This is a genomic window from Klebsiella sp. Q11 (genome assembly GCF_964241505.1).
Taxonomy (GTDB): Bacteria; Pseudomonadota; Gammaproteobacteria; order Enterobacterales; family Enterobacteriaceae; genus Klebsiella; species Klebsiella michiganensis.
The window spans coordinates 1-20,032 of record NZ_CAXSXW010000015.1; the positions used below are offsets into that span (position 1 = coordinate 1).

Genomic DNA, 20,032 nt, shown 5'->3' on the forward strand with positions numbered 1-20,032 from the left:
TTCTTAACCACCTCGCCAGAGCCTACCGAAGTATGGTGCTGGTTTATTAGCGCTGTTTTATGGGGATCCCTCAGCGCCAGGCGGGGTTTTAGGTTTAACGGGCTAATCCTAATCGCGGGATCTCTATCGCCGGACAGCGATCCATCACCACGTTTAGACCGGCGTCTCGGGCGAGAACAGCCGCCTGTTCATTGATTACCCCCAGCTGTAGCCATAGCGTTTTCGCACCGATAGCCACTGCCTCCTGGGCGACGCCCCAGGCCGCTTCTGAGTTACGGAAAACATCGACCATATCCACTTTTTCCGGCACGTCAGCAAGCGTGGCATACCCTTTTTGCCCCAGCAGCGTGGTACCCGCAACCTTAGGGGAAACGGGAATGACGTGATATCCCTGCTCCAGAAGATACTTCATCACCCGATAGCTTGGGCGGTCAGGTTTGTCACTTGCCCCCACCAGGGCGATAGTCCGTGTCGAGGTCAAAATACCTGCGATATCGTTTTCTTTCATCATCATCCTCCTGCTATTTAGCCCAAGTGTATGCTAATCCGGATGAACCCGCATGAGTCCTGACCTGCAGATGCGTCAAATTTTTTCATCCCGACGCTTGCAGCAACAGTCACTTCCAGTAATCTGTCTACAGGCCAAAATGTGGAATGAAATGATGGAACTAACAACACGTACCTTGCCAGCACGCAAGCATATTGCGCTGGTTGCTCACGATCACTGTAAAGATATGCTGATGAAGTGGGTCGAGCGCCACCAGCCATTGCTGGCGCAACACACGCTCTCGGCGACAGGAACGACCGGAAATCTGGTGTCACGCGCAACCGGGCTGGAGGTGCATGCGATGCTGAGTGGTCCCATGGGCGGCGACCAGCAGGTGGGTGCGCTGATTTCAGAAGGTAAAATCGATGTATTGATTTTTTTCTGGGATCCGCTAAATGCCGTGCCACACGACCCGGATGTTAAAGCGTTATTACGTTTGGCGACGGTATGGAATATTCCCGTCGCCACCAATGTCTCAACCGCCGACTTTATTATCCAGTCCCCGCACTTCAGCGACCCCGTTGATATCCTGATCCCTGATTATCAGCGCTACCTTGCAGAGCGTCTGAAATAAGCCCCGCTGGCGGCCACGCCGCCAGCCATCATGGCTTTCTTGCTACCGGCACATCCAGCGCCTCTAGCATTTCAACAAACGGCGAAGGTTGCTCTTTATTAAACAACAGCCATACGCGCAGGCGGGCGCGGGTGATGGCGACATACAGCAAACGCCTCTCTTCGGCATCGGGAAAATCCTCCGGCTGCGGTAAGAGCGCCTGCTCCATAATCGACTCACGCGCCGGTGCAGGAAACGCATCATCCCCCTCCTGAAGGCCAAGAATTATGACGTAATCAGCTTGTTGTCCTTTGCTGGCATGAATAGTCATAAAATCGAGCTGCAGATGCGGCCAGCGCGTGGCGGCTTTCTCCAGCGCCGCCGGCTTCAAATGATGATAGCGCGCTAGCAATAAAATCCGCTGCTCTCGTTTGACATAGCCGCTCATTTTATCAAGCAGATCGTCGAGTTTGTCCTCCGCCAATAACGTCACCGCTTTTTTGTCCCCTGCGACCAGGCTGTTTAGTGGTTTCGTTAACTGGTGCGGATTTTGCTGGATAAACCCGTTGGCTATCTCGCCTATCCGGCTATTAAATCGGTACGTCGTATCCAGCGCACAGCAATCCCCTTCGCCAAAATAGTGATTAAAGGCCGTTGTTAAAGAGAGCTGAGCACCGCTGAAACGGTAGATGGCCTGCCAGTCATCGCCAACGGCAAACAGCGTCGTCTGCGTGTTTTGCCGACGTAACGCGGCGAGTAGGGATGCCCGCTGCGGGGAGATATCCTGAAACTCATCCACCAGAATATGCTTCCACGGGCTGACGAACCGCCCTTTATCCAGAATATTGATCGCCTGATGAATCAGGCCGGAGAAATCGACGGCGTTTTCATCTTTTAACGCCGTTTTCCACGCTTTTAGCAGAGGGGCCATCAGCTTAACGCGCTTGCCAAAAAGGTCGCGTACCTCTTCAGGGGCCCCGGCAATCATCTCAGCCTGCGAGCCGCCATGCATACGCATCAAGCTAACCCAGCGGTCAAGGCGGCTGGCAACACGACGTTGCAGCTTTTTGTCCTGCCAGAAATCCCCTTCAGGGATCTGCCACCCCATTTCCTCCTCCAGCCACAATCGCCAGCCTTTCGCCTGCGCTTTTTTCTCCTGGCACTGCTGCTGCCAGCTCTGTACTAAAAGTTTTTGCCGTGCAGCGCTGTCGCTCTCCAGCTTGCTGATCGTCGGGGCTTTTTTACTGCCCTGCTGGATAATGTGCAGGGCAAGGGAGTGAAAAGTACGCGCAGAGATCTCTTCAGTGCCCAGGCGCTCGCGGATGCGCTCATCCATCTCCTGCGCGGCTTGCCGACCAAACGCCAGTAGCAGAATTTGCTCAGCCGCCGCCTCGCCACGGGTCAATAACCAGCCTGCGCGCGCCACTAACACGGAAGTTTTACCGCTTCCGGCACCCGCCAGAACTAATAACGAACGCTCGCCGTTTACGACTGCGCGTGCCTGAGCCGGATTCAACGGCGATGATTCCACTGCGGCAAAAAATCCGCGGTATTGCTCCAGCATGGATTCCGTAAAAGTTTGGTTATGCTCGAGCCTGGCTTTTTCCGTATTACTCAACCAACTCTGGCATTGCCGCCATAGCTCGCGGCAGTTATCAAAAGCATCAAGACGGACTGTCGGCACTGGTAATCCGCTCAGCGCATGGCGTATTTTGCGCTGAATATCGCTTACCTGCTGACGCGTCAACCATTTACCTTCCGCGCTGGAACGCGCCACTTCCGCCAGCTGCTGGCGAAGTACATCAGCGGCAATATCGCTCATTTCCGCGCTCCACTGCTGCCAGAGCGTGTTCAGATGATGGTAAAAACGCTGGGTTTCACTCCATTCGGTACCGTGCAAACGCACAACTTTCTCGCCCGGTAGGGTAAACTCCAGCTCCCCCCAAACCAGCCCACGCTTGCAATGAATTGATAATAACTGATTGAAAGGTATAAGATATTCATGGCTATCACCGGAAACCTTTACTCCGGCATTAAGAAGTTGCACCCTGTCATAAGGATGCTGAGCCATACGCTTGCCCAATGTTGTCGCTCTAAGTTCCATATAATGTCGAATTTCAATCAGGTTGGATGTTTTTAAGTTTAACCGCCAGCGACCGGGTGCTCCAGCGTAAAAAACGCTACAATGGCAGTGCCTTATTATCCACCGTATTAAGCAGAGGGTTTATGCGTACCGTTCTGAATATTTTAAACTTTATCCTTGGCGGATTCGCCACCACGCTCGGCTGGCTTCTGGCGACGCTGGTCAGCATTGTGCTGATCTTTACCCTGCCTCTCACCCGCTCCTGCTGGGAGATAACAAAACTCTCTCTTTTTCCCTATGGGAATGAGGCCGTTCATGTCGACGAACTCGATCCTCAGGGAAAGAATAGCCTGCTAAACGCGGGTGGGACACTATTGAATATTTTATGGTTTATTTTCTTTGGCTGGTGGCTGTGCCTGATGCATATCTTTTGTGGTATCGCCCAATGCCTGACTATCATTGGCATCCCGGTTGGTATCGCCAATTTTAAAATCGCCGCTATTGCTTTATGGCCAGTAGGCCGACGAGTCGTCTCCGTCGAGACCGCTCGCGCCGCGCGTGAAGCCAATGCGCGTCGCCGCTTTCAGTAATTGAATGGAATAGAGAAATGCTCACCCCCCTGCTACGCCGCTATACATGGAACAGTGCCTGGTTATATAACATCAGGATATTTATCGCACTCTGCGGCACGACCGCATTTCCCTGGTGGCTTGGCGAAGTAAAACTCACGATTCCTCTAACACTCGGGGTGGTGGCAGCGGCGCTGACCGACCTTGATGACCGCCTGACAGGACGTCTGCGTAATCTGGCCATTACCCTCGTGTGCTTTTTTATTGCTTCAGCCTCAGTGGAACTCCTTTTTCCCTGGCCGTGGTTATTTGCGGCGGGATTAACCGTTTCAACAATCGGTTTTATTTTGCTCGGCGGCCTGGGCCAACGCTATGCCACCATCGCCTTTGGTGCTTTGTTAATCGCCATCTATACCATGCTGGGCGTTACGCTTTACAGCCACTGGTATCTTCAGCCGCTGTTTTTGCTGGCTGGCGCGGTGTGGTACAACTTACTTACCCTCTCCGGACATCTGATTTTCCCTATCCGTCCTCTTCAGGACAATCTGGCACGCAGCTACGAGCAGTTAGCTCACTATCTGGAGCTTAAATCACGCCTGTTCGATCCGGATATTGAAGATGAAAGCCAGGCTCCGCTGTATGACCTGGCGATAGCCAATGGCCAGCTTGTGGCCACGCTGAATCAGACGAAAGTTTCCCTGCTGACTCGCCTGCGCGGCGATCGCGGGCAGCGCGGAACGCGTCGCACTTTGCAGTATTACTTCGTGGCGCAGGACATCCACGAACGCGCAAGCTCATCGCATATTCAATACCAAACGCTGCGCGATCATTTTCGCTACAGTGACGTGATGTTCCGCTTCCAGCGTATGCTGTCAATGCAGGCGCAGGCCTGCCAGAAACTGTCTCGTGCCATCCTGCTACGCGAACCCTACCTTCATGACACTCACTTTGAGCGCGCTTTTATGCATCTTGACGCCGCGCTCGATCGCGTAAAAGCCAGCGGCGCGCCGGCAGAACAGATTAAGGCGTTGGGATTTTTGCTTAATAACTTACGCGCCATTGACGCCCAGCTGGCGACAATTGAATCCGTCCAGACGACTGTACAGTCCAGTCACAACACGGAAAACCTGTTAGCCGACGACCAACCTGGCAGTTTCAGCGATATCTGGCTGCGCCTGCGCAGTAATATGACCCCAGAGTCAGCTCTGTTTCGCCATGCGGTTCGAATGTCATTAGTCCTGTGCGCAGGTTATGCATTTATCCAGTTAACCGGACTGAACCACGGTTACTGGATATTGCTGACCAGCCTGTTCGTATGCCAGCCAAACTATAACGCCACTCGTCACCGGCTGGCGTTAAGGATAATCGGTACGCTCATCGGCGTAGCGATAGGCCTGCCGGTGCTGCTTCTCGTCCCTTCCGTCGAAGGCCAGCTGCTTTTAATTGTCCTGACCGGCGTGCTGTTCTTCGCGTTCCGTAATGTACAGTACGCCCATGCGACCATGTTCATTACCCTTCTGGTTTTGCTGTGCTTTAACCTCCTGGGGGAAGGTTTTGAAGTCGCCCTACCGCGTATATTTGATACGCTGATCGGCTGCGCTATCGCCTGGGCCGCAGTCAGCTTTATTTGGCCAGACTGGAAATTCCGCAACCTGCCCCGAGTACTTGAACAAGCAATCAATGCCAACTGCCGATATTTAGACGCCATACTCGAGCAATATCATCAGGGGCGCGACAACCGTCTTGCCTATCGTATTGCGCGAAGAGCGGCGCACAGCAGGGACGGTGAGCTGGCATCCGTTGTATCAAACTTATCAACGGAACCCAGAGCGGGCTCGCAAATGCGGGAAACCGCTTTTCGGTTGTTATGCCTGAACCACACTTTTACCAGCTATATCTCCGCCCTGGGCGCACACAGGGAAAAGCTGACAACGCCAGATATCCTGGCGCTGCTGGACGATGCCGTTTGTTATGTTGATGACGCGCTGCACCACTCACCGGCCGATGAACAGCGGGTACAGCAAGCTCTAACAAGCCTGCAAACCCGGATACAGCATCTTGAACCTCGTGCCGATAGCAAAGAGCCGTTAGTGCTTCAACAAATCGGGCTGCTACTGGCGCTGCTGCCAGAGATTTGCCGGCTACAGCGACAGGTTGAGATTCAACCTGAATAGCTCTCACTCTCCCGCATCTGTTCCGTTGCCCACTTCTCAAGCTCCTGACGCTGCTGCGTCGGGAGCGTGGCCGCGTGGACGCCTTCAATAGCCCCCTGTAAGGAATAAAGAATATTCACCGTTAGCGCTTTATTTATTTTTCGTAACCTCAACCAGGCTTCTTTGGCCCCAATCTTACGCAGCATCAATTCATCCGTAATGCCTGAATTAATCAGCTGTAGTTCCATATGAAAACTGATATTTGGCAAATTTTTTAATCTTCCGGAATGTCGCTGCCGATGTTTTTCATGACGCGCGCTCTGTAATGACAGCGCCGATAAATGAAAAAGCATTTTGCTATCCCGCCAAAGTTCCTCATCAATATGATAATACTTCAGCGCGACCAGACGACCATTCTTCTGCATCTTCAACAGCGGGTTTTTATGCGCCACGCGGTACTCCGCGCTCTGCTCGCAAACCCGAAGATAGATCTCTCCCTCAGCCATCATGGCAAACACGGTATTATCTATCGCCAGGCTATAGCCACCAAATAAGGGCCGACAGCTTATTTTTCCTAATGGAGACAAACATGCCCGAAACTGATGGATCCTAAGACATATAAGTTTCTTCATGATTATTCCTTTGTTAATCATGTAAATAAGACATAAATGTGCTAACGGATCCGTTAAAAGAGAAAATAAGTGACTTCTCTTCATGCGGCAACATGAATTATCTGTTCATTTTAATCAGCGTGTTTTTTTGCGAGCCGCTTTCAGAAAATAGTCATTTGATGAAGTTAAACGCGGGAAAGATAAAATGCTTAATTAATATTCATCACAGTAGCGTACAGAGAGCAGGGCATCCCTGTTCGCTCATAGACCGTTAATGCCATCATTTATGAGAAGAATTTAGCCAGCAAGAAAGCGCGACAACCATGAATTCACATTGTGTACGCGCGGACATCCGATGCGACCGGTTCGGGTTCACTCCCGGCGACGTACAAATTTCATCCAGCAACAGAGAAAATAGGGTTGATCTTTCACCCGGCCGCATATACTGTATATGCATACAGTAACCCACAGGCGGGATAGACTATGTTTACATCAGCTCACGCAAATCGTTCACCACTGACTTCTACTTCAGTACGTCGTCGCTCTCATGACGCTGCCGAACAGCCAGCTAATGGGCTGATCAGTGAAATAGTCTATCGAGAAGACCAGCCCATGATGACGCAGCTGCTATTGCTTCCTTTATTACAACAGCTTGGCCAGCAATCGCGCTGGCAGCTCTGGCTGACGCCACAACAGAAGCTGAGTCGCGAATGGGTGCAGTCGTCCGGTTTGCCGCTGTCGAAGGTGATGCAGATCAGCCAGCTCTCCCCCGCTAACACCCTGGAATCCATGGTTCGCTCACTGCGCACGGGAAATTATAGCGTCGTTATTGGCTGGCTATCAGAAGAACTGAGCATTGAGGAACATGAACGCCTGGTTGCCGCTGCAGAAGAGGGTCACGCGATGGGCTTTATCATGCGTCCGGTAAGAAATACCGCTCAGCCAGGCAGACAACTTTCTGGGCTAAAAATTCACTCAAACCTGTATCATTAACCGAGTTTAGGATTAATCCTGGAATTTTTTTTGCCCTGGCGTGAGATGGGCTTTCTGGAACGGCATTTTTGTTAAAATGCTTGTCTGATGCGGCTTCGCGACTTTTTTTGCCTCGATTAAGTTCAACCGTATTTGTTAAACATAGCGTACACAACCCTTTTTTTTCATATGCCTGACGGAGTTCACACTTGTAAGTTTCGAACTAAGTTGTAGACTTTACATCGCCAGGGGTGATCGGCTTACGCTGCATGTATCAGCATAGTTAACAACAAGTCACGCCCCGGGTGAAGGATTTAACCGTGAGGTCTTCTGAACCTTCATGGCGAATTTTGGATGATAATGAGGCGCAAAAAATGAAAAAGACAGCTATCGCGATTGCAGTGGCACTGGCTGGCTTCGCTACCGTAGCGCAGGCCGCTCCGAAAGATAACACCTGGTACGCAGGTGCTAAACTGGGCTGGTCCCAGTATCACGACACCGGTTTCTACGGTAACGGTTTCCAGGGCAACAACGGCCCGACCCGTAACGATCAGCTGGGTGCTGGTGCGTTTGGTGGTTACCAGGTTAACCCGTACCTCGGTTTTGAAATGGGTTACGACTGGCTGGGCCGTATGGCTTACAAAGGCAGCGTTGACAACGGCGCTTTCAAAGCTCAGGGCGTTCAGCTGACTGCTAAACTGGGTTACCCGATCACTGACGATCTGGATATCTATACCCGTCTGGGTGGTATGGTTTGGCGCGCTGACTCCAAAGGTAACTACGCTTCTACTGGCGTTTCCCGTAGCGAACACGACACTGGCGTCTCCCCGGTATTCGCGGGCGGCTTAGAGTGGGCTGTTACTCGTGACATCGCAACCCGTCTGGAATACCAGTGGGTTAACAACATCGGCGACGCTGGCACCGTTGGTACCCGTCCTGATAACGGCATGCTGAGCCTGGGCGTATCCTACCGCTTCGGTCAGGACGACGTTGCTCCGGTTGTAGCTCCGGCGCCGGCTCCGGCTCCAGAAGTGACTACCAAGCACTTCACCCTGAAGTCTGACGTTCTGTTCAACTTCAACAAATCTACTCTGAAACCAGAAGGCCAGCAGGCTCTGGATCAGCTGTACACCCAGCTGAGCAACATGGATCCGAAAGACGGTTCCGCAGTTGTTCTGGGCTACACCGACCGTATCGGTTCTGATGCCTACAACCAGCAGCTGTCTGAGAAACGTGCTCAGTCCGTTGTTGATTACCTGGTATCCAAAGGTATCCCGGCTAGCAAAATCTCTGCTCGCGGTATGGGCGAATCCAACCCGGTTACTGGCAACACCTGTGACAACGTGAAAGCTCGCGCAGCTCTGATCGACTGCCTGGCGCCGGACCGTCGCGTAGAAATCGAAGTTAAAGGCTACAAAGACGTTGTAACTCAGCCGCAGGCTTAAGTTATCTCGTTAATAAAAAACCCCGCGATGCGGGGTTTTTTTTACCTTAAATTCCGCTATCAAAAAGCAGCAGCGCACCGATATATCCCGATGCTTGCATCGCTACTCTTTACCTAACAGTACCTGCAAATCATGCTTCAGGCTGGACATCTTGCTGGCATACTTCTCTTTATGCTCAGCATCCTCAATCAACTGCACAATGGTTTCAGAAAGCGTTTTACCCCGTCTTTGCGCCAGACCTGCCAGACGCTGCCAGACCATGAACTCCAGGTCGATAGACTTTTTACGCGTATGCTGATGCTCCGCGTTAAAATGACGCTTACGTCGGGCGCGGATAGTCTGCTTCATGCGGTTCACCAGCGCCGGATTGATATGCTGCTCAATCCAGGTATTCACCAGCACGGGTTCATTTTCGAGCGTCAGTAATAAATCGACGGCGGCTTGCGCAGCGCTGGCTTCAATGTAGCGGGTAATAAGCTCACCTTCCCGGTGCTTTTTTACCAGATAAGTCCATTTCCAGCCGCTTTCAAGATTTTCCAGTTGTTGATATTTCATTGCGATCTCAATGTGACCGTGTAACTCATTTCAGGATATCAGTTTTTTCCTGATGTGCTGAGAATAAATGATCTTTCGTGATGTTGGTAGATTCGTAATCACCGCGACATCGCAATCCCTCGTGTGCTCGGACGCCGCATAATGTATAATCGCGCGTTTTACATCTGACTAAAAAACAGCGACTTTGACCATTACGAAACTTACCCGAAACGACCTCGCTCCTGATACGGAAAGTTATCAGGCGCTGTTTGCACAAGCCGACTTAGCTCACGCAGAGGCATCGCTCTCAGGCGAACTGCAACCCCGACTCTTCTATGGCCTGGAGCAGCTCCTGGTCACTCCAGCCATTTCGCCGTTTATGCTGGTTAAAATTCCGGAAGAGCCGGAGTACCTGCAGTGGCTGGCTAACGAAACCCGTACTTTACACCAACCGGCACAAACGCTCTGTGGCGTTCGCTATCAGGTTGATGGCGGAAAAATCTCGCTCTCCCCGGCGCAAACGGCTGAAGATAATTTTGCCAGCGTTGCGCCGGTTGAAGCCGCGGACTGGATCGAAGCAGAGCAGCTTTTTGGCTGCGTGCGCCAGTTTAATGGTGAAATCACGTTACAACCCGGTCTGGTCCATCGCGCTAACGGCGGGGTATTAATTCTCTCCCTCCGTGCATTACTGGCACAGCCCCTGCTGTGGATGCGGCTGAAAAATATGGTAACCCGCCAGCGTTTTGACTGGTTATCATTCGATGAGTCTCGCCCTCTTCCGGTCAGCATTCCCTCTATGCCCCTGAGTTTGAAAGTTATCCTGGTCGGCGAGCGGGAATCTCTTGCTGATTTTCAGGAGATGGAACCCGAGCTTTCTGCGCAGGCTATCTACAGCGAATATGAAGATAATCTGCAAATCGCTGATGCCGATACGCTGAAGCAGTGGTGCCAGTGGGTCTGGCAAAATGCTCAACTGCTCGAACTCCCGGGGCTGTCAGCTAACGCCTGGCCGCTGCTGATCCAGGAAGGTGCGCGTTATACAGGCGACCAGGAAACCTTGCCGCTGTGCGTGCTCTGGATTGCTCGCCAGCTTCGCGAAGCCGCCGCGTTCTGTGAAGGTGAAGAGATTAGCGCTGAAGAGATGCAAACCATGCTGGAGCGTCGTTTGTGGCGCGAAGGCTACCTTGCTGAACGCATCCAGGATGAAATACTGCAGGAGCAAATCCTGATCGAGACCGAAGGCGAATGCGTCGGACAAATCAACGCACTCTCCGTCATTGAGTTTCCGGGCCATCCGCGTGCGTTTGGCGAGCCTTCACGTATTAGCTGCGTCGTACATATCGGCGACGGCGAATTTATTGACGTTGAGCGTAAGGCCGAGCTCGGTGGCAACATTCATGCAAAAGGCATGATGATCATGCAGGCGTTTCTGATGTCCGAGCTGGAGCTCGAACAACAGCTCCCCTTCACCGCCTCTCTGACCTTCGAGCAGTCCTACAGCGAAGTGGATGGCGATAGCGCCTCCATGGCCGAGCTGTGCGCGCTGATCAGCTCGCTGGCCAATGTGCCGATTAATCAGAGCATCGCCATTACCGGTTCTGTCGATCAGTTTGGTCGCGTACAGCCGGTTGGCGGGCTTAACGAGAAAATTGAGGGCTTCTTTGCTATTTGCCAGCAGCGTGGGCTGACCGGTAAACAGGGAGTCATCATTCCCTCCGCCAACGTTCGTCACCTGAGCCTGGCGCAGGAACTGCAACAGGCCGTTGCGGATGAGCAGTTCTTTATCTGGGCAGTCGATGACGTGACGGAAGCGCTGCCCATTCTGACCCAGCTACTCTGGGACGGCGAAGGACAAACGTTACGGCAAACCATTCAGGAACGAATTGCGCAGGCGACACAGCAAGAGAGTCGTCATCGCTTTCCGTGGCCGCTACGCTGGTTAGGCGGTTCAGGTTCGAACTGATCGGACTTGTTCAGCGTACACGTGTTAGCTATCCTGCGTCCCGAACTCAAAATAAGGCTTACTGAAAACATGGTAGATAAACGCGAATCCTATACAAAAGAAGACCTTCTTGCCTCTGGTCGTGGTGAACTCTTTGGCGCCAAAGGCCCACAGCTGCCGGCGCCAAGTATGCTGATGATGGACCGCGTCATCAAAATGACCGAAACCGGTGGTAACTATGACAAAGGTTATGTTGAGGCAGAACTCGATATTAACCCGGACCTGTGGTTCTTCGGTTGCCATTTCATTGGTGACCCGGTGATGCCGGGCTGTCTGGGCCTGGATGCCATGTGGCAGCTGGTTGGCTTCTACCTGGGCTGGTTAGGCGGCGAAGGTAAAGGACGTGCATTAGGCGTGGGCGAAGTGAAGCTCACCGGTCAGATACTGCCAACGGCGAAGAAAGTGACCTACCGTATTCATTTCAAACGCGTGATAAACCGTCGTTTGATTATGGGGCTGGCGGATGGAGAAGTGCTGGTTGACGGTCGTTTGATTTACACCGCAACCGATCTGAAAGTGGGCCTGTTCCAGGACACTTCCGCGTTCTGATAAACATCAAGCGTTAGAAAAGGCGAAGCCCCCGCGCAGCGGAGGCTTCTTTTTAAAGAGACAGTCAGGCAATTTGTACCCTGTCCTCCATGGCCTCTCGCCAGCCTCCTAGCCAATAAGACCTTTGGTTTAAGGTCTGGTAAGGACACATTTCCTTAGACCTTCCGGTAATACCGGCCTGGTACCCACGCTGATGTGCCCGCTCCAGGCGATCTCGTTTTTGTCTCTTCATGCCTCGTTTCCCTCATACTTTGATCTGGTGGAAAAGAAAACAATGGTCACTAAATACGCAACCACGGTTAACGAATACCGCGAATCGGGGATAGCGTCAATGCGCAAAATTCACGCCATTGTCATATTTGTGAGCTACATGAAACTTCGTTTGTACAAAAACTGTGAACCAGCACAAGTAACAAACTGATGAGACAAATAAAAAAGCCGCTGCGATTTTCACTGTCGCAGCGGCTTTTATTCTTATTAATTTTACTTATGGCAAGCGGTTAATCTCGCTGGCAATCGCCGTCGCTTCCTGGGTCCAGGCCTGCGCGAGCGTTTTCACCATCGCGTCGTAGCCATCCTCTTGTTGCTTAAGCTCAATATGGAACGGCCGCTTAATCAGCTGCCCCTGATGCTTCAGCAGCCACTCGCCGCTAACGATGACCCGACCATCGTAACGGCCGTGAAAACCGCTGACGGACACGTTCAGCGTATCCTGCTCGCTCCCCAGCGGTTGAGAGGCAACCACCCAACCCGGAAGCTGGTTGCTAAGGTTCGCCACCAGCGTCGTTTTCAGCTGCTGATCGAGCGGGCTCGCCCACAGATTGTTATTCGCAATCACATACTGAACATCGGTGGTCTGATAGACCACCCCGTTACCGGCAAGATAATCCGGAATGCTCACCTGCTCGACCCAAAGCAAGTTTTTGCTTTGGTGGGCGGCGCTTTGCGCGCCACCCTGCGCCACGGGAAGCTGATAGTAAGTTTTACTCTCACCGCCGCTGCTGCATGCCGTCAGCGCGCATACCGCCGCCGCTATTAGCCATTTCTTCATTATTTCGCTCCCTTCGGCTGCGGATCTTTTTTATCCTTCGCCTCAAATACCAGCGCATTGCTCTTATCATTGAGCGTTTTCAGTACCGGCTGCAGTTCACGAAGAACCTGATCGAGACGCTGCATATCCGCAACCATCTTATTGTATGCCGCAGATCCCGGCTGGAAGCCCTGCATACTACGATTAAGCTCGCGCAACGTATTTTGCATATCGCCCGGTAGCTGCTGCATCGACTGACTTGACGTTATCTTGTTCAAACTGTCCAGCGTCGCCTGTACGTGCTGCATCGTTTTTTCACTTTGCGCCAGCGTACTGGTTGCCTGCTCCAGCAGCGGGTTAATTGGCAGATTGTTAATTTTATCCAGCGCGTCCATCAGGCGCTGCTGGATCTGCGCCAGGCCACCGCTCACGGTTGGAATAATCGGATAACCGCCAAACTCCTGAATCTTGCCGCGCGGAGGGGCTTTCGGGTAGAAGTCGAGATCGATATACAGCGCGCCGGTCACCAGGTTTCCGGTTTTAAGCGAACCGCGCAGCCCGAGATTCATTAGATCATCGATATGCTTACGAATGTCAGGATTAGCGCCTAACTGATTGATCAGACGTTCCGGTTCAATTCGCACTTCTACCGGGATACGGTAATCGTCGTTGATGTTCTGCTTCAGCCCAGGAACAAAGAACGGCACCTTGCCGACGGTCCCCAGACGGATACCGCGGAACTCAACCGGCGCGCCGGGCTGCAAACCACGAATCGAATCTTTAAAGAACATCACGTAGTCAATATGCTGGGTAAACACCGAATCCTGGATGCTGCGTTGATCGTCAAATAGATGATATTCTGTTTTATTCGCCACCGGCTCACCTAACGGTAGCCCTTCGGGAATATCAAAGCTGACGCCGCCGCCAAACAGCGTCGACAGCGATCCCATCTCAACGCGCATACCCGCAGCGGTCAGATCCACCGCAATACCGCTATCTTTCCAGAAGCGCACGTTATTGGTCACCAACCGATCGTTAGGCGCGCTAATAAACAGCTGATAGGTAATATTGCGTTTTTGCGCATCGAAGGTGCTGGTTTCAACTGAACCTACGCGGTAGCCGCGGAAAAGCACCGGATCGCCGGGTGAAAGCTGCCCCGCTTTGCTGCTTTCCAGCAGAATGCGAATACCTTTAGCATCAGGGGAGGCCAGCGGCGGTGAATCCAGCAGCGGATACTGCGCAGGAACAGAGCCTTTGCTACCCGGCTGCAGTTCGATATAGGCGCCGGATAACAGCGTTCCCAGACCGCTAATCCCTTCACGGCCGACCTGCGGTTTAACCACCCAAAAAACCGAATCCTGGTGCAGCAGTTTTTCCATACCTGAATTCAGCCGCGCTTTAATCTCCACGTGGGTCAGGTCGTCCGTCAGCGTCGCGCTTTCAATCACGCCGACGTCAACGCTGCGGCTTTTTATCCGGGTTTTGCCCCCTTCAATACCTTCTGCGTTAGTGGTTATCAGGGTCACTTCCGGCCCCTGGTGGCTATAGTGATAAAAGAGAATCCATGCGCCAATCAGCGCCGTGACTATCGGGAAGATCCACACCGGTGACCAGTTCTTCACCTTTTGCACTTTCGCTTCTCCGCTCTTATTTTCCATGCTGCAGTCTTTCCTCATGGCTTGAATCTGGCTCACGATCCCACAATAAACGCGGGTCAAAGGTCATGGCCGAAAACATTGTCATTACTACGACCAGCGCAAACATCACTGCTCCTATCGCCGGATAGATATTCATTAATCCACCGATGCGAACCAGAGCGGAGAGGACTGCGATAACAAACACATCAATCATTGACCAGCGGCCAACAAACTCGACGACTTCATAAATCAGATGCATGCGCTCCGAGTCGCGCGCTCCCTTGCCGCTGGCGTTCCAGCATAGCCAGCCAATGGCGATCATTTTTAACGTCGGCACCATAATACTGGCAATAAATATCACCATCGCCACCGGATACGATCCTTCGCTCCACAGCAGGATCACCCCCGCCATAATCGTGGAAGGCATTTTATCGCCCAGCAGGTCGGTAATCATGATTGGCAGAATATTGGCGGGCATATAGAGGATCAGCGAAGTCACCAACAGCGCAAGCGTCCACTGCAGGCTGTTTTTACGCCGGGCGGTTCCCCTTGTCCGACAGCGCGGACAAACGGCCTCATCGACGGGCAAAACCGCCGTGCAGCATGAGCACGAGCGTAGCCCCTGACGCAGGCCGGAGACGCCGACTTTCAGCGGCTGTGTAATCGCCGGCATTGGTGCAATATCATCCCATAACCAGCGGCGATCCACGCACTGGAACGTCCTCAGCTGTAACAGGCAGAACATACACCAGGGAACGAAGCTCAGGCCGATGCCGATATCGCCGTAGGCCATCAGCTTAACGAAACTGACCAGCACCCCGGCGAGAAAGATTTCCGCCATCCCCCAGGTTTTAAGGTGAAACAGGATCCGCGCCAGAAACGCCTTTAGCCCGGAAGGCATGCTCACCCGATTGACCAGCAGCAGTATGGTGACCAGGCAGAAAGCCGGCACCAGCTGGACGAAAAGTAAAAAGAAGGTACCGAGGCTGGCGTAATCCTCGCTAAACAGCACGTTCGGAATTTCCAGCAGCTCGATTTCGCTGCTGATCCCTCCAACCTTCATATAGATGAAGGGGAACAGATTGGCCAGCAGCAGCATGAACAACGCGACCAGCGCGTAGGCTGTGGGACGCTGCCGGGGCGCGTCCCATGACGTTGTCAATGTCGTTCCGCAACGCGGACACGTAGCTTTCTGGCGATGCTCCAGCTGCGGCAAAGCCACCAGCAGATCACATTGTCGACACAGGATATGCCGCGCAGCATGATGATGATCGCACATGAAAACTCCTCAGCTTATGCGCCGTTTTTTAAACCTTCGAGATATTCCCAGCGTTCGAAGGCGGTTTCCAGCGCCTGCTCCGCTTCACTCAGCTGTGCGAGCACCTGCTGCGTATGGTCATGCGACTGACCAAAGAAAGAAGGGTCGGCAACCTGCTCCTGCAAATTCTGCAGCTGGGCTTCCAGTTCTTCCAGTTTTTGCGGCAGCTGTTCCAGCTCGCGCTGCAGGTTATAGCTTAGTTTGCTGGCAGCGCGTTTGACACTTTCTGCTTTCGGTTGAGCAACTTCAACTGTCTTTTTAGAAACCGGCTGTTTTTTCGCCAGATACTGCGCCTGCTGACCGCGTGCGTCATGATAGCCGCCCACGTATTGGCCAATTTGCCCCGCGCCTTCGAAGATCCAACACTCCGTTACCGTGTTATCCACAAACTGACGGTCGTGGCTAACCAGCATCACGGTTCCCTGATAACCGTCGACAAGCTCTTCCAGCAGCTCCAGGGTTTCGACATCCAGATCGTTTGTCGGTTCATCGAGTATCAACAGGTTGCTGGGCTTGAGGAACAGGCGCGCCAGCAGCAGGCGGTTACGCTCCCCGCCCGACAGTGCCCGCACCGGCGTCATCGCGCGTTTCGGATGGAACATAAAGTCCTGCAGATAGCCCAGGACGTGGCGCGGCTTGCCGTTCACCATCACTTCCTGTTTACCTTCCGCGAGGTTGTCCATCACCGTTTTATCCGGATCAAGTTCCGCGCGGTGCTGGTCGAAGTAAGCCACTTCCAGCTTGGTACCCACATGAATACGTCCGCTATCCGCCTGCAGCTGACCGAGCATCAGCTTCAGCAGCGTAGTTTTGCCGCAGCCGTTCGGGCCAATCAGCGCAATTTTGTCGCCGCGCTGGATTTGGGCGGTGAAGTCTTTAACCAGCACCTTGCCATCAACCTGGTAGTTGACGTTCTCCATTTCGAACACAATCTTGCCCGAACGCGCGGCCTCTTCCACCTGCATCTTCGCGCTGCCCATCACTTCACGGCGCTCACCGCGCTCGCGGCGCATGGCTTTCAACGCCCGCACGCGCCCTTCGTTACGGGTGCGACGCGCTTTGATCCCCTGACGGATCCACACTTCTTCCTGCGCCAGCTTGCGATCGAACTCCGCGTTCTGTAACTCTTCCACGCGCAGCGCTTCTTCTTTATCCAGCAGATATTGATCGTAGTTCCCCGGATAGGTCACCAGCTTACCGCGATCGAGATCGACAATTCGCGTCGCCATGTTGCGAATAAAGGAACGGTCGTGCGAAATAAAAATAATGGTGCCTTTGAACATCTTCAGGAAACCTTCCAGCCAGTCGATAGTTTCAATATCGAGGTGGTTGGTCGGTTCATCGAGCAGCAGCACGCGCGGCCCGCTGACCAGCGCGCGGCCGAGGGCCGCTTTACGCAGCCAGCCGCCGGACAGCGAGGAAAGCTCGGCGTTAGGATCCAGATTCAGCTGTTCCAGCACTTCATTAATGCGGCTATCGAGCTGCCACAGCCCTAAATTATCCAGTTGTTCCTGAAGGCGCGCCAGTTCGTTCAGATTCTTGTCGCTCGGGTCGGTCATCACCAGCTGCGAAACATCGTGATAACCCTTGAGGTATGCCGCTTGTTCAGCAATACCTTCCGCCACAAAGTCATAGACGGTTCCGGTAACATTACGCGGCGGATCCTGCTGTAGACGCGCCACAACCAGATCCAGTTCATAGATAATGCGCCCGTCATCAAGACCCTGTTCACGATTGAGGATCTTCATCAGGGTCGATTTACCCGCACCGTTGCGCCCTACCAGGCAGACGCGTTCGTTATCTTCGATATGCAGTTCAGCATTATCCAGCAGCGGCGCATCGCTGAAAGAGAGCCAGGCGCCGTGCATACTAATTAAAGACATTCTTTATTCCTTTCAGGCTGCGGTAATCAGCCAGCAGTTGTGAATCTGACGGTTGCGGGCAAAATCCTGAGACAGCGTTTTTTGCGTGATCTCCTGCGCCTTCAGGCCCAGCTGCGCCAGCCCGTCATGATCCATACGGAAACCGCGTTTGTTGTTCGAGAACATAATCGTGCCGCCTTTACGCAGCAGACGTTTTAAATCGGTCATCAGGCGCAAATGATCGCGCTGTACGTCAAACGCATCATCCATACGCTTTGAGTTGGAGAAGGTTGGCGGATCGATAAAGATCAGATCAAACTGTTCGGTGGTCTCCCGCAGCCAGCCCAGCACATCAGCCTGCATCAGGCGATGCGCGCGGCCGGTTAAGCCATTGAGGCGCAGGTTACGTTCAGCCCATTCAAGATAGGTACGTGACATATCGACCGTCGTCGTGGAACGCGCGCCGCCAAGGCCGGCGTGGACGCTGGCGCTACCGGTGTAGGAGAAAAGGTTGAGGAAATCTTTGCCTTTGCTCATCTGGCCCAGCATGCGGCGAGCAATACGGTGGTCGAGGAACAGCCCGGTATCCAGGTAGTCGGTCAGGTTTACCCACAGACGTGCGTTATACTCCTGCACCTCAATGAACTCACCTTTTTCACCCATTTTCTGATACTGGTTTTTCCCTTTCTGCCGTTCGCGGGTTTTCAGCACCAGCTTGTTCGGCGCAATCCCCAGTACGGCAATGGTGGCGGCGATAATATCAAACAGGCGCTGGCGGGCCTTGTGCGCGTCAACGGTTTTCGGCGGCGCATACTCCTGCACCACCACCCAGTCGGCGTAGCGGTCGATAGCGACGTTGTACTCCGGGAGGTCGGCATCATACAGGCGATAGCATTCAATGCCTTCCTGACGCGCCCACTTCTCATATTTTTTCAGGTTCTTACGCAGACGGTTGGCGAAATCTTCCGCCAGCATCGCGGTTTTGCCGCCTTCGTTTTCCGCAAGATGATAGTTCTTCTGGACGCAGTCGAGCGGTCCATTTTTCGCTTTGAACTGCTTATCAGCGCGCAGCTGCAGGCAGCTCAGCAGATCCGGCGAGGCGCTAAACAGCGACAGGTTCCAGCCGCCAAACTGATTTTTCATGATCCGCCCCAGCAGGCTATGCAGGGCAATCAGCGCCGGTTCACTCTCCAGACGCTCGCCGTACGGCGGGTTGCTTATCACCGTGCCGTAAGGGCCCTTCGGCAGTGGGTTGCTAAGCTGGGCAACGTCTTTCACTTCGAAGGTAATCAGTTCGCCAATACCGGCTCGGCGGGCGTTGCGCTGCGCGCGTTCGATGACGCGGGCGTCAACGTCGGAACCGTAAAAGCGCGACTCATACGCCGCCAGCCCCTGACGGGCGCGGGTTTGCGCTTCGGACTTCACCTCTTTCCAGATAGCATCGTCATGCTGCGCCCAGCCGCCGAAACCCCAATGGCCGCGGTGTAAACCCGGCGCACGATCGGTAGCAAGCATCGCCGCTTCAATCAGCAGCGTACCGGAACCGCACATGGGATCGAGCAGCGGCGTACCGGCAGCCCAGCCGGAACGCATCACTATCGCCGCAGCCAGGTTTTCTTTGATTGGCGCCATACCGGTACCGTCGCGGTAGCCGCGCAGGTGTAGCCCCTCGCCGCTAAGATCCAGGGAGATATGCGCGGTCTCTTTATTCAGCCAGACGTTAATACGCAGATCGGGATTTTCGCGATCGACGTTGGGACGCGGCAGATTCTTACGCGTAAAGCTGTCGACGATGGCGTCTTTCACCTTCAACGCCCCGTACTGGCTGTTGCGGATCTCTTCGTTCAGCCCGCTAAAATGCACGGCAAAAGTGGCATCCTCGCTGAAAATCTCCGTCCATGGAATGGCCTGTACGCCAAGGTACAGATCCAGGTCGCTGTATACGCTGCACTGCCCCAGCGGCAGCATAATCCGCGAAGCCAGTCGGCTCCACATCAGGCTTTGATACAGCAGCCGCGTATCTCCCTGAAAATGGACCCCGCCCTGGACCAACTGGCAGTCCACTGCGCCCAGCCCTTCCAGTTCAGTTTTTAACAGCTCTTCCAGCCCACGAGCCGTACTGGCAAACAGAGAATTCATATCGTCACTTTTACTAAAAGAAAATTGG

17 protein-coding genes are annotated in these 20,032 nt (G+C 53.4%); 7 read left to right on the forward strand and 10 right to left on the reverse strand.

Going from position 1 to position 20,032, the window contains the following annotated elements:
• Nucleotides 1–94: 94 nt before the first annotated feature.
• Nucleotides 95–508, reverse strand: coding sequence for a CoA-binding protein (locus ACESQ2_RS21610; RefSeq protein ID WP_014228669.1), 414 nt, complete (start codon nt 506–508; stop codon nt 95–97).
• A 154-nt stretch (nt 509–662) separates the two neighbouring features.
• Here ACESQ2_RS21610 and mgsA point away from each other — a divergent pair, with 154 nt between their 5' ends.
• Nucleotides 663–1,121, forward strand: a complete 459-nt coding sequence (gene mgsA, locus ACESQ2_RS21615; RefSeq protein WP_014228668.1) for a methylglyoxal synthase — start codon at nt 663–665, stop codon at nt 1,119–1,121.
• A 28-nt stretch (nt 1,122–1,149) separates the two neighbouring features.
• On the opposite strand, the gene helD is transcribed toward mgsA, so the two are convergent.
• Nucleotides 1,150–3,204: a DNA helicase IV gene (gene helD, locus ACESQ2_RS21620; protein ID WP_032695058.1), complete on the reverse strand. Its 2,055-nt coding sequence runs from the start codon at nt 3,202–3,204 to the stop codon at nt 1,150–1,152.
• A 122-nt stretch (nt 3,205–3,326) separates the two neighbouring features.
• Between helD and ACESQ2_RS21625 the strand changes: the two genes are divergently transcribed.
• Together ACESQ2_RS21625 and yccS are read left to right on the forward strand one after the other, a co-directional pair.
• Nucleotides 3,327–3,773 (forward strand): YccF domain-containing protein, encoded by a 447-nt coding sequence (locus tag ACESQ2_RS21625; protein WP_004849527.1) that lies wholly within the window; start codon nt 3,327–3,329, stop codon nt 3,771–3,773.
• A gap of 17 nt (nt 3,774–3,790) precedes the next feature.
• Nucleotides 3,791–5,926, forward strand: coding sequence for a YccS family putative transporter (gene yccS / locus ACESQ2_RS21630; protein WP_046878166.1), 2,136 nt, complete (start codon nt 3,791–3,793; stop codon nt 5,924–5,926).
• Here the strand turns inward: yccS and ACESQ2_RS21635 are convergent.
• Nucleotides 5,914–6,537, reverse strand: coding sequence for a TfoX/Sxy family DNA transformation protein (locus tag ACESQ2_RS21635; RefSeq protein ID WP_046878167.1), 624 nt, complete (start codon nt 6,535–6,537; stop codon nt 5,914–5,916). The two genes, yccS and ACESQ2_RS21635, sit on opposite strands and share 13 nt — an antisense overlap.
• Before the next feature lie 462 nt (nt 6,538–6,999).
• On the opposite strand from ACESQ2_RS21635, the gene sulA reads away from it, so the two are divergent.
• Nucleotides 7,000–7,509 carry an SOS-induced cell division inhibitor SulA gene (gene sulA / locus ACESQ2_RS21640; protein ID WP_032720963.1) on the forward strand — a complete coding sequence of 170 codons (510 nt, stop codon included), beginning with the start codon at nt 7,000–7,002 and terminating at the stop codon, nt 7,507–7,509.
• A gap of 353 nt (nt 7,510–7,862) precedes the next feature.
• Nucleotides 7,863–8,933, forward strand: coding sequence for a porin OmpA (gene ompA / locus ACESQ2_RS21645; RefSeq protein ID WP_004849520.1), 1,071 nt, complete (start codon nt 7,863–7,865; stop codon nt 8,931–8,933).
• A 102-nt stretch (nt 8,934–9,035) separates the two neighbouring features.
• Here ompA and matP read toward each other — a convergent pair whose 3' ends face one another.
• Entirely contained in the window at nt 9,036–9,488 is a 453-nt protein-coding gene (gene matP / locus ACESQ2_RS21650; protein ID WP_014228663.1) for a macrodomain Ter protein MatP, read from the reverse strand.
• Nucleotides 9,489–9,672: 184 nt separating this feature from the next.
• Here matP and ACESQ2_RS21655 point away from each other — a divergent pair, with 184 nt between their 5' ends.
• Nucleotides 9,673–11,430: a Lon protease family protein gene (locus ACESQ2_RS21655; RefSeq protein ID WP_049082164.1), complete on the forward strand. Its 1,758-nt coding sequence runs from the start codon at nt 9,673–9,675 to the stop codon at nt 11,428–11,430.
• Between the two features lie 69 nt (nt 11,431–11,499).
• Nucleotides 11,500–12,018 (forward strand): bifunctional 3-hydroxydecanoyl-ACP dehydratase/trans-2-decenoyl-ACP isomerase, encoded by a 519-nt coding sequence (gene fabA, locus ACESQ2_RS21660; protein WP_004849514.1) that lies wholly within the window; start codon nt 11,500–11,502, stop codon nt 12,016–12,018.
• A gap of 64 nt (nt 12,019–12,082) precedes the next feature.
• Here fabA and rmf read toward each other — a convergent pair whose 3' ends face one another.
• The 6 genes from rmf to rlmKL form a co-directional block, all read right to left on the reverse strand.
• A complete protein-coding gene (rmf, locus tag ACESQ2_RS21665; RefSeq protein WP_004100764.1) occupies nt 12,083–12,250 on the reverse strand; it encodes a ribosome modulation factor in 168 nt (55 codons plus the stop codon).
• A gap of 255 nt (nt 12,251–12,505) precedes the next feature.
• Nucleotides 12,506–13,069: a membrane integrity-associated transporter subunit PqiC gene (gene pqiC / locus ACESQ2_RS21670; protein ID WP_004849513.1), complete on the reverse strand. Its 564-nt coding sequence runs from the start codon at nt 13,067–13,069 to the stop codon at nt 12,506–12,508.
• Nucleotides 13,069–14,706, reverse strand: a complete 1,638-nt coding sequence (pqiB, locus tag ACESQ2_RS21675) for an intermembrane transport protein PqiB (RefSeq protein WP_046878168.1) — start codon at nt 14,704–14,706, stop codon at nt 13,069–13,071. Before pqiB ends, pqiC begins: the two co-directional genes overlap by 1 nt.
• Entirely contained in the window at nt 14,696–15,964 is a 1,269-nt protein-coding gene (gene pqiA / locus ACESQ2_RS21680; RefSeq protein WP_014228659.1) for a membrane integrity-associated transporter subunit PqiA, read from the reverse strand. Before pqiA ends, pqiB begins: the two co-directional genes overlap by 11 nt.
• Before the next feature lie 14 nt (nt 15,965–15,978).
• Complete coding sequence (locus ACESQ2_RS21685; RefSeq protein ID WP_004849507.1) at nt 15,979–17,886, reverse strand: ABC transporter ATP-binding protein; 1,908 nt, start codon at nt 17,884–17,886, stop codon at nt 15,979–15,981.
• Nucleotides 17,887–17,898: 12 nt separating this feature from the next.
• A complete protein-coding gene (gene rlmKL, locus ACESQ2_RS21690) occupies nt 17,899–20,004 on the reverse strand; it encodes a bifunctional 23S rRNA (guanine(2069)-N(7))-methyltransferase RlmK/23S rRNA (guanine(2445)-N(2))-methyltransferase RlmL (protein WP_046878169.1) in 2,106 nt (701 codons plus the stop codon).
• Nucleotides 20,005–20,032 lie beyond the last annotated feature (28 nt).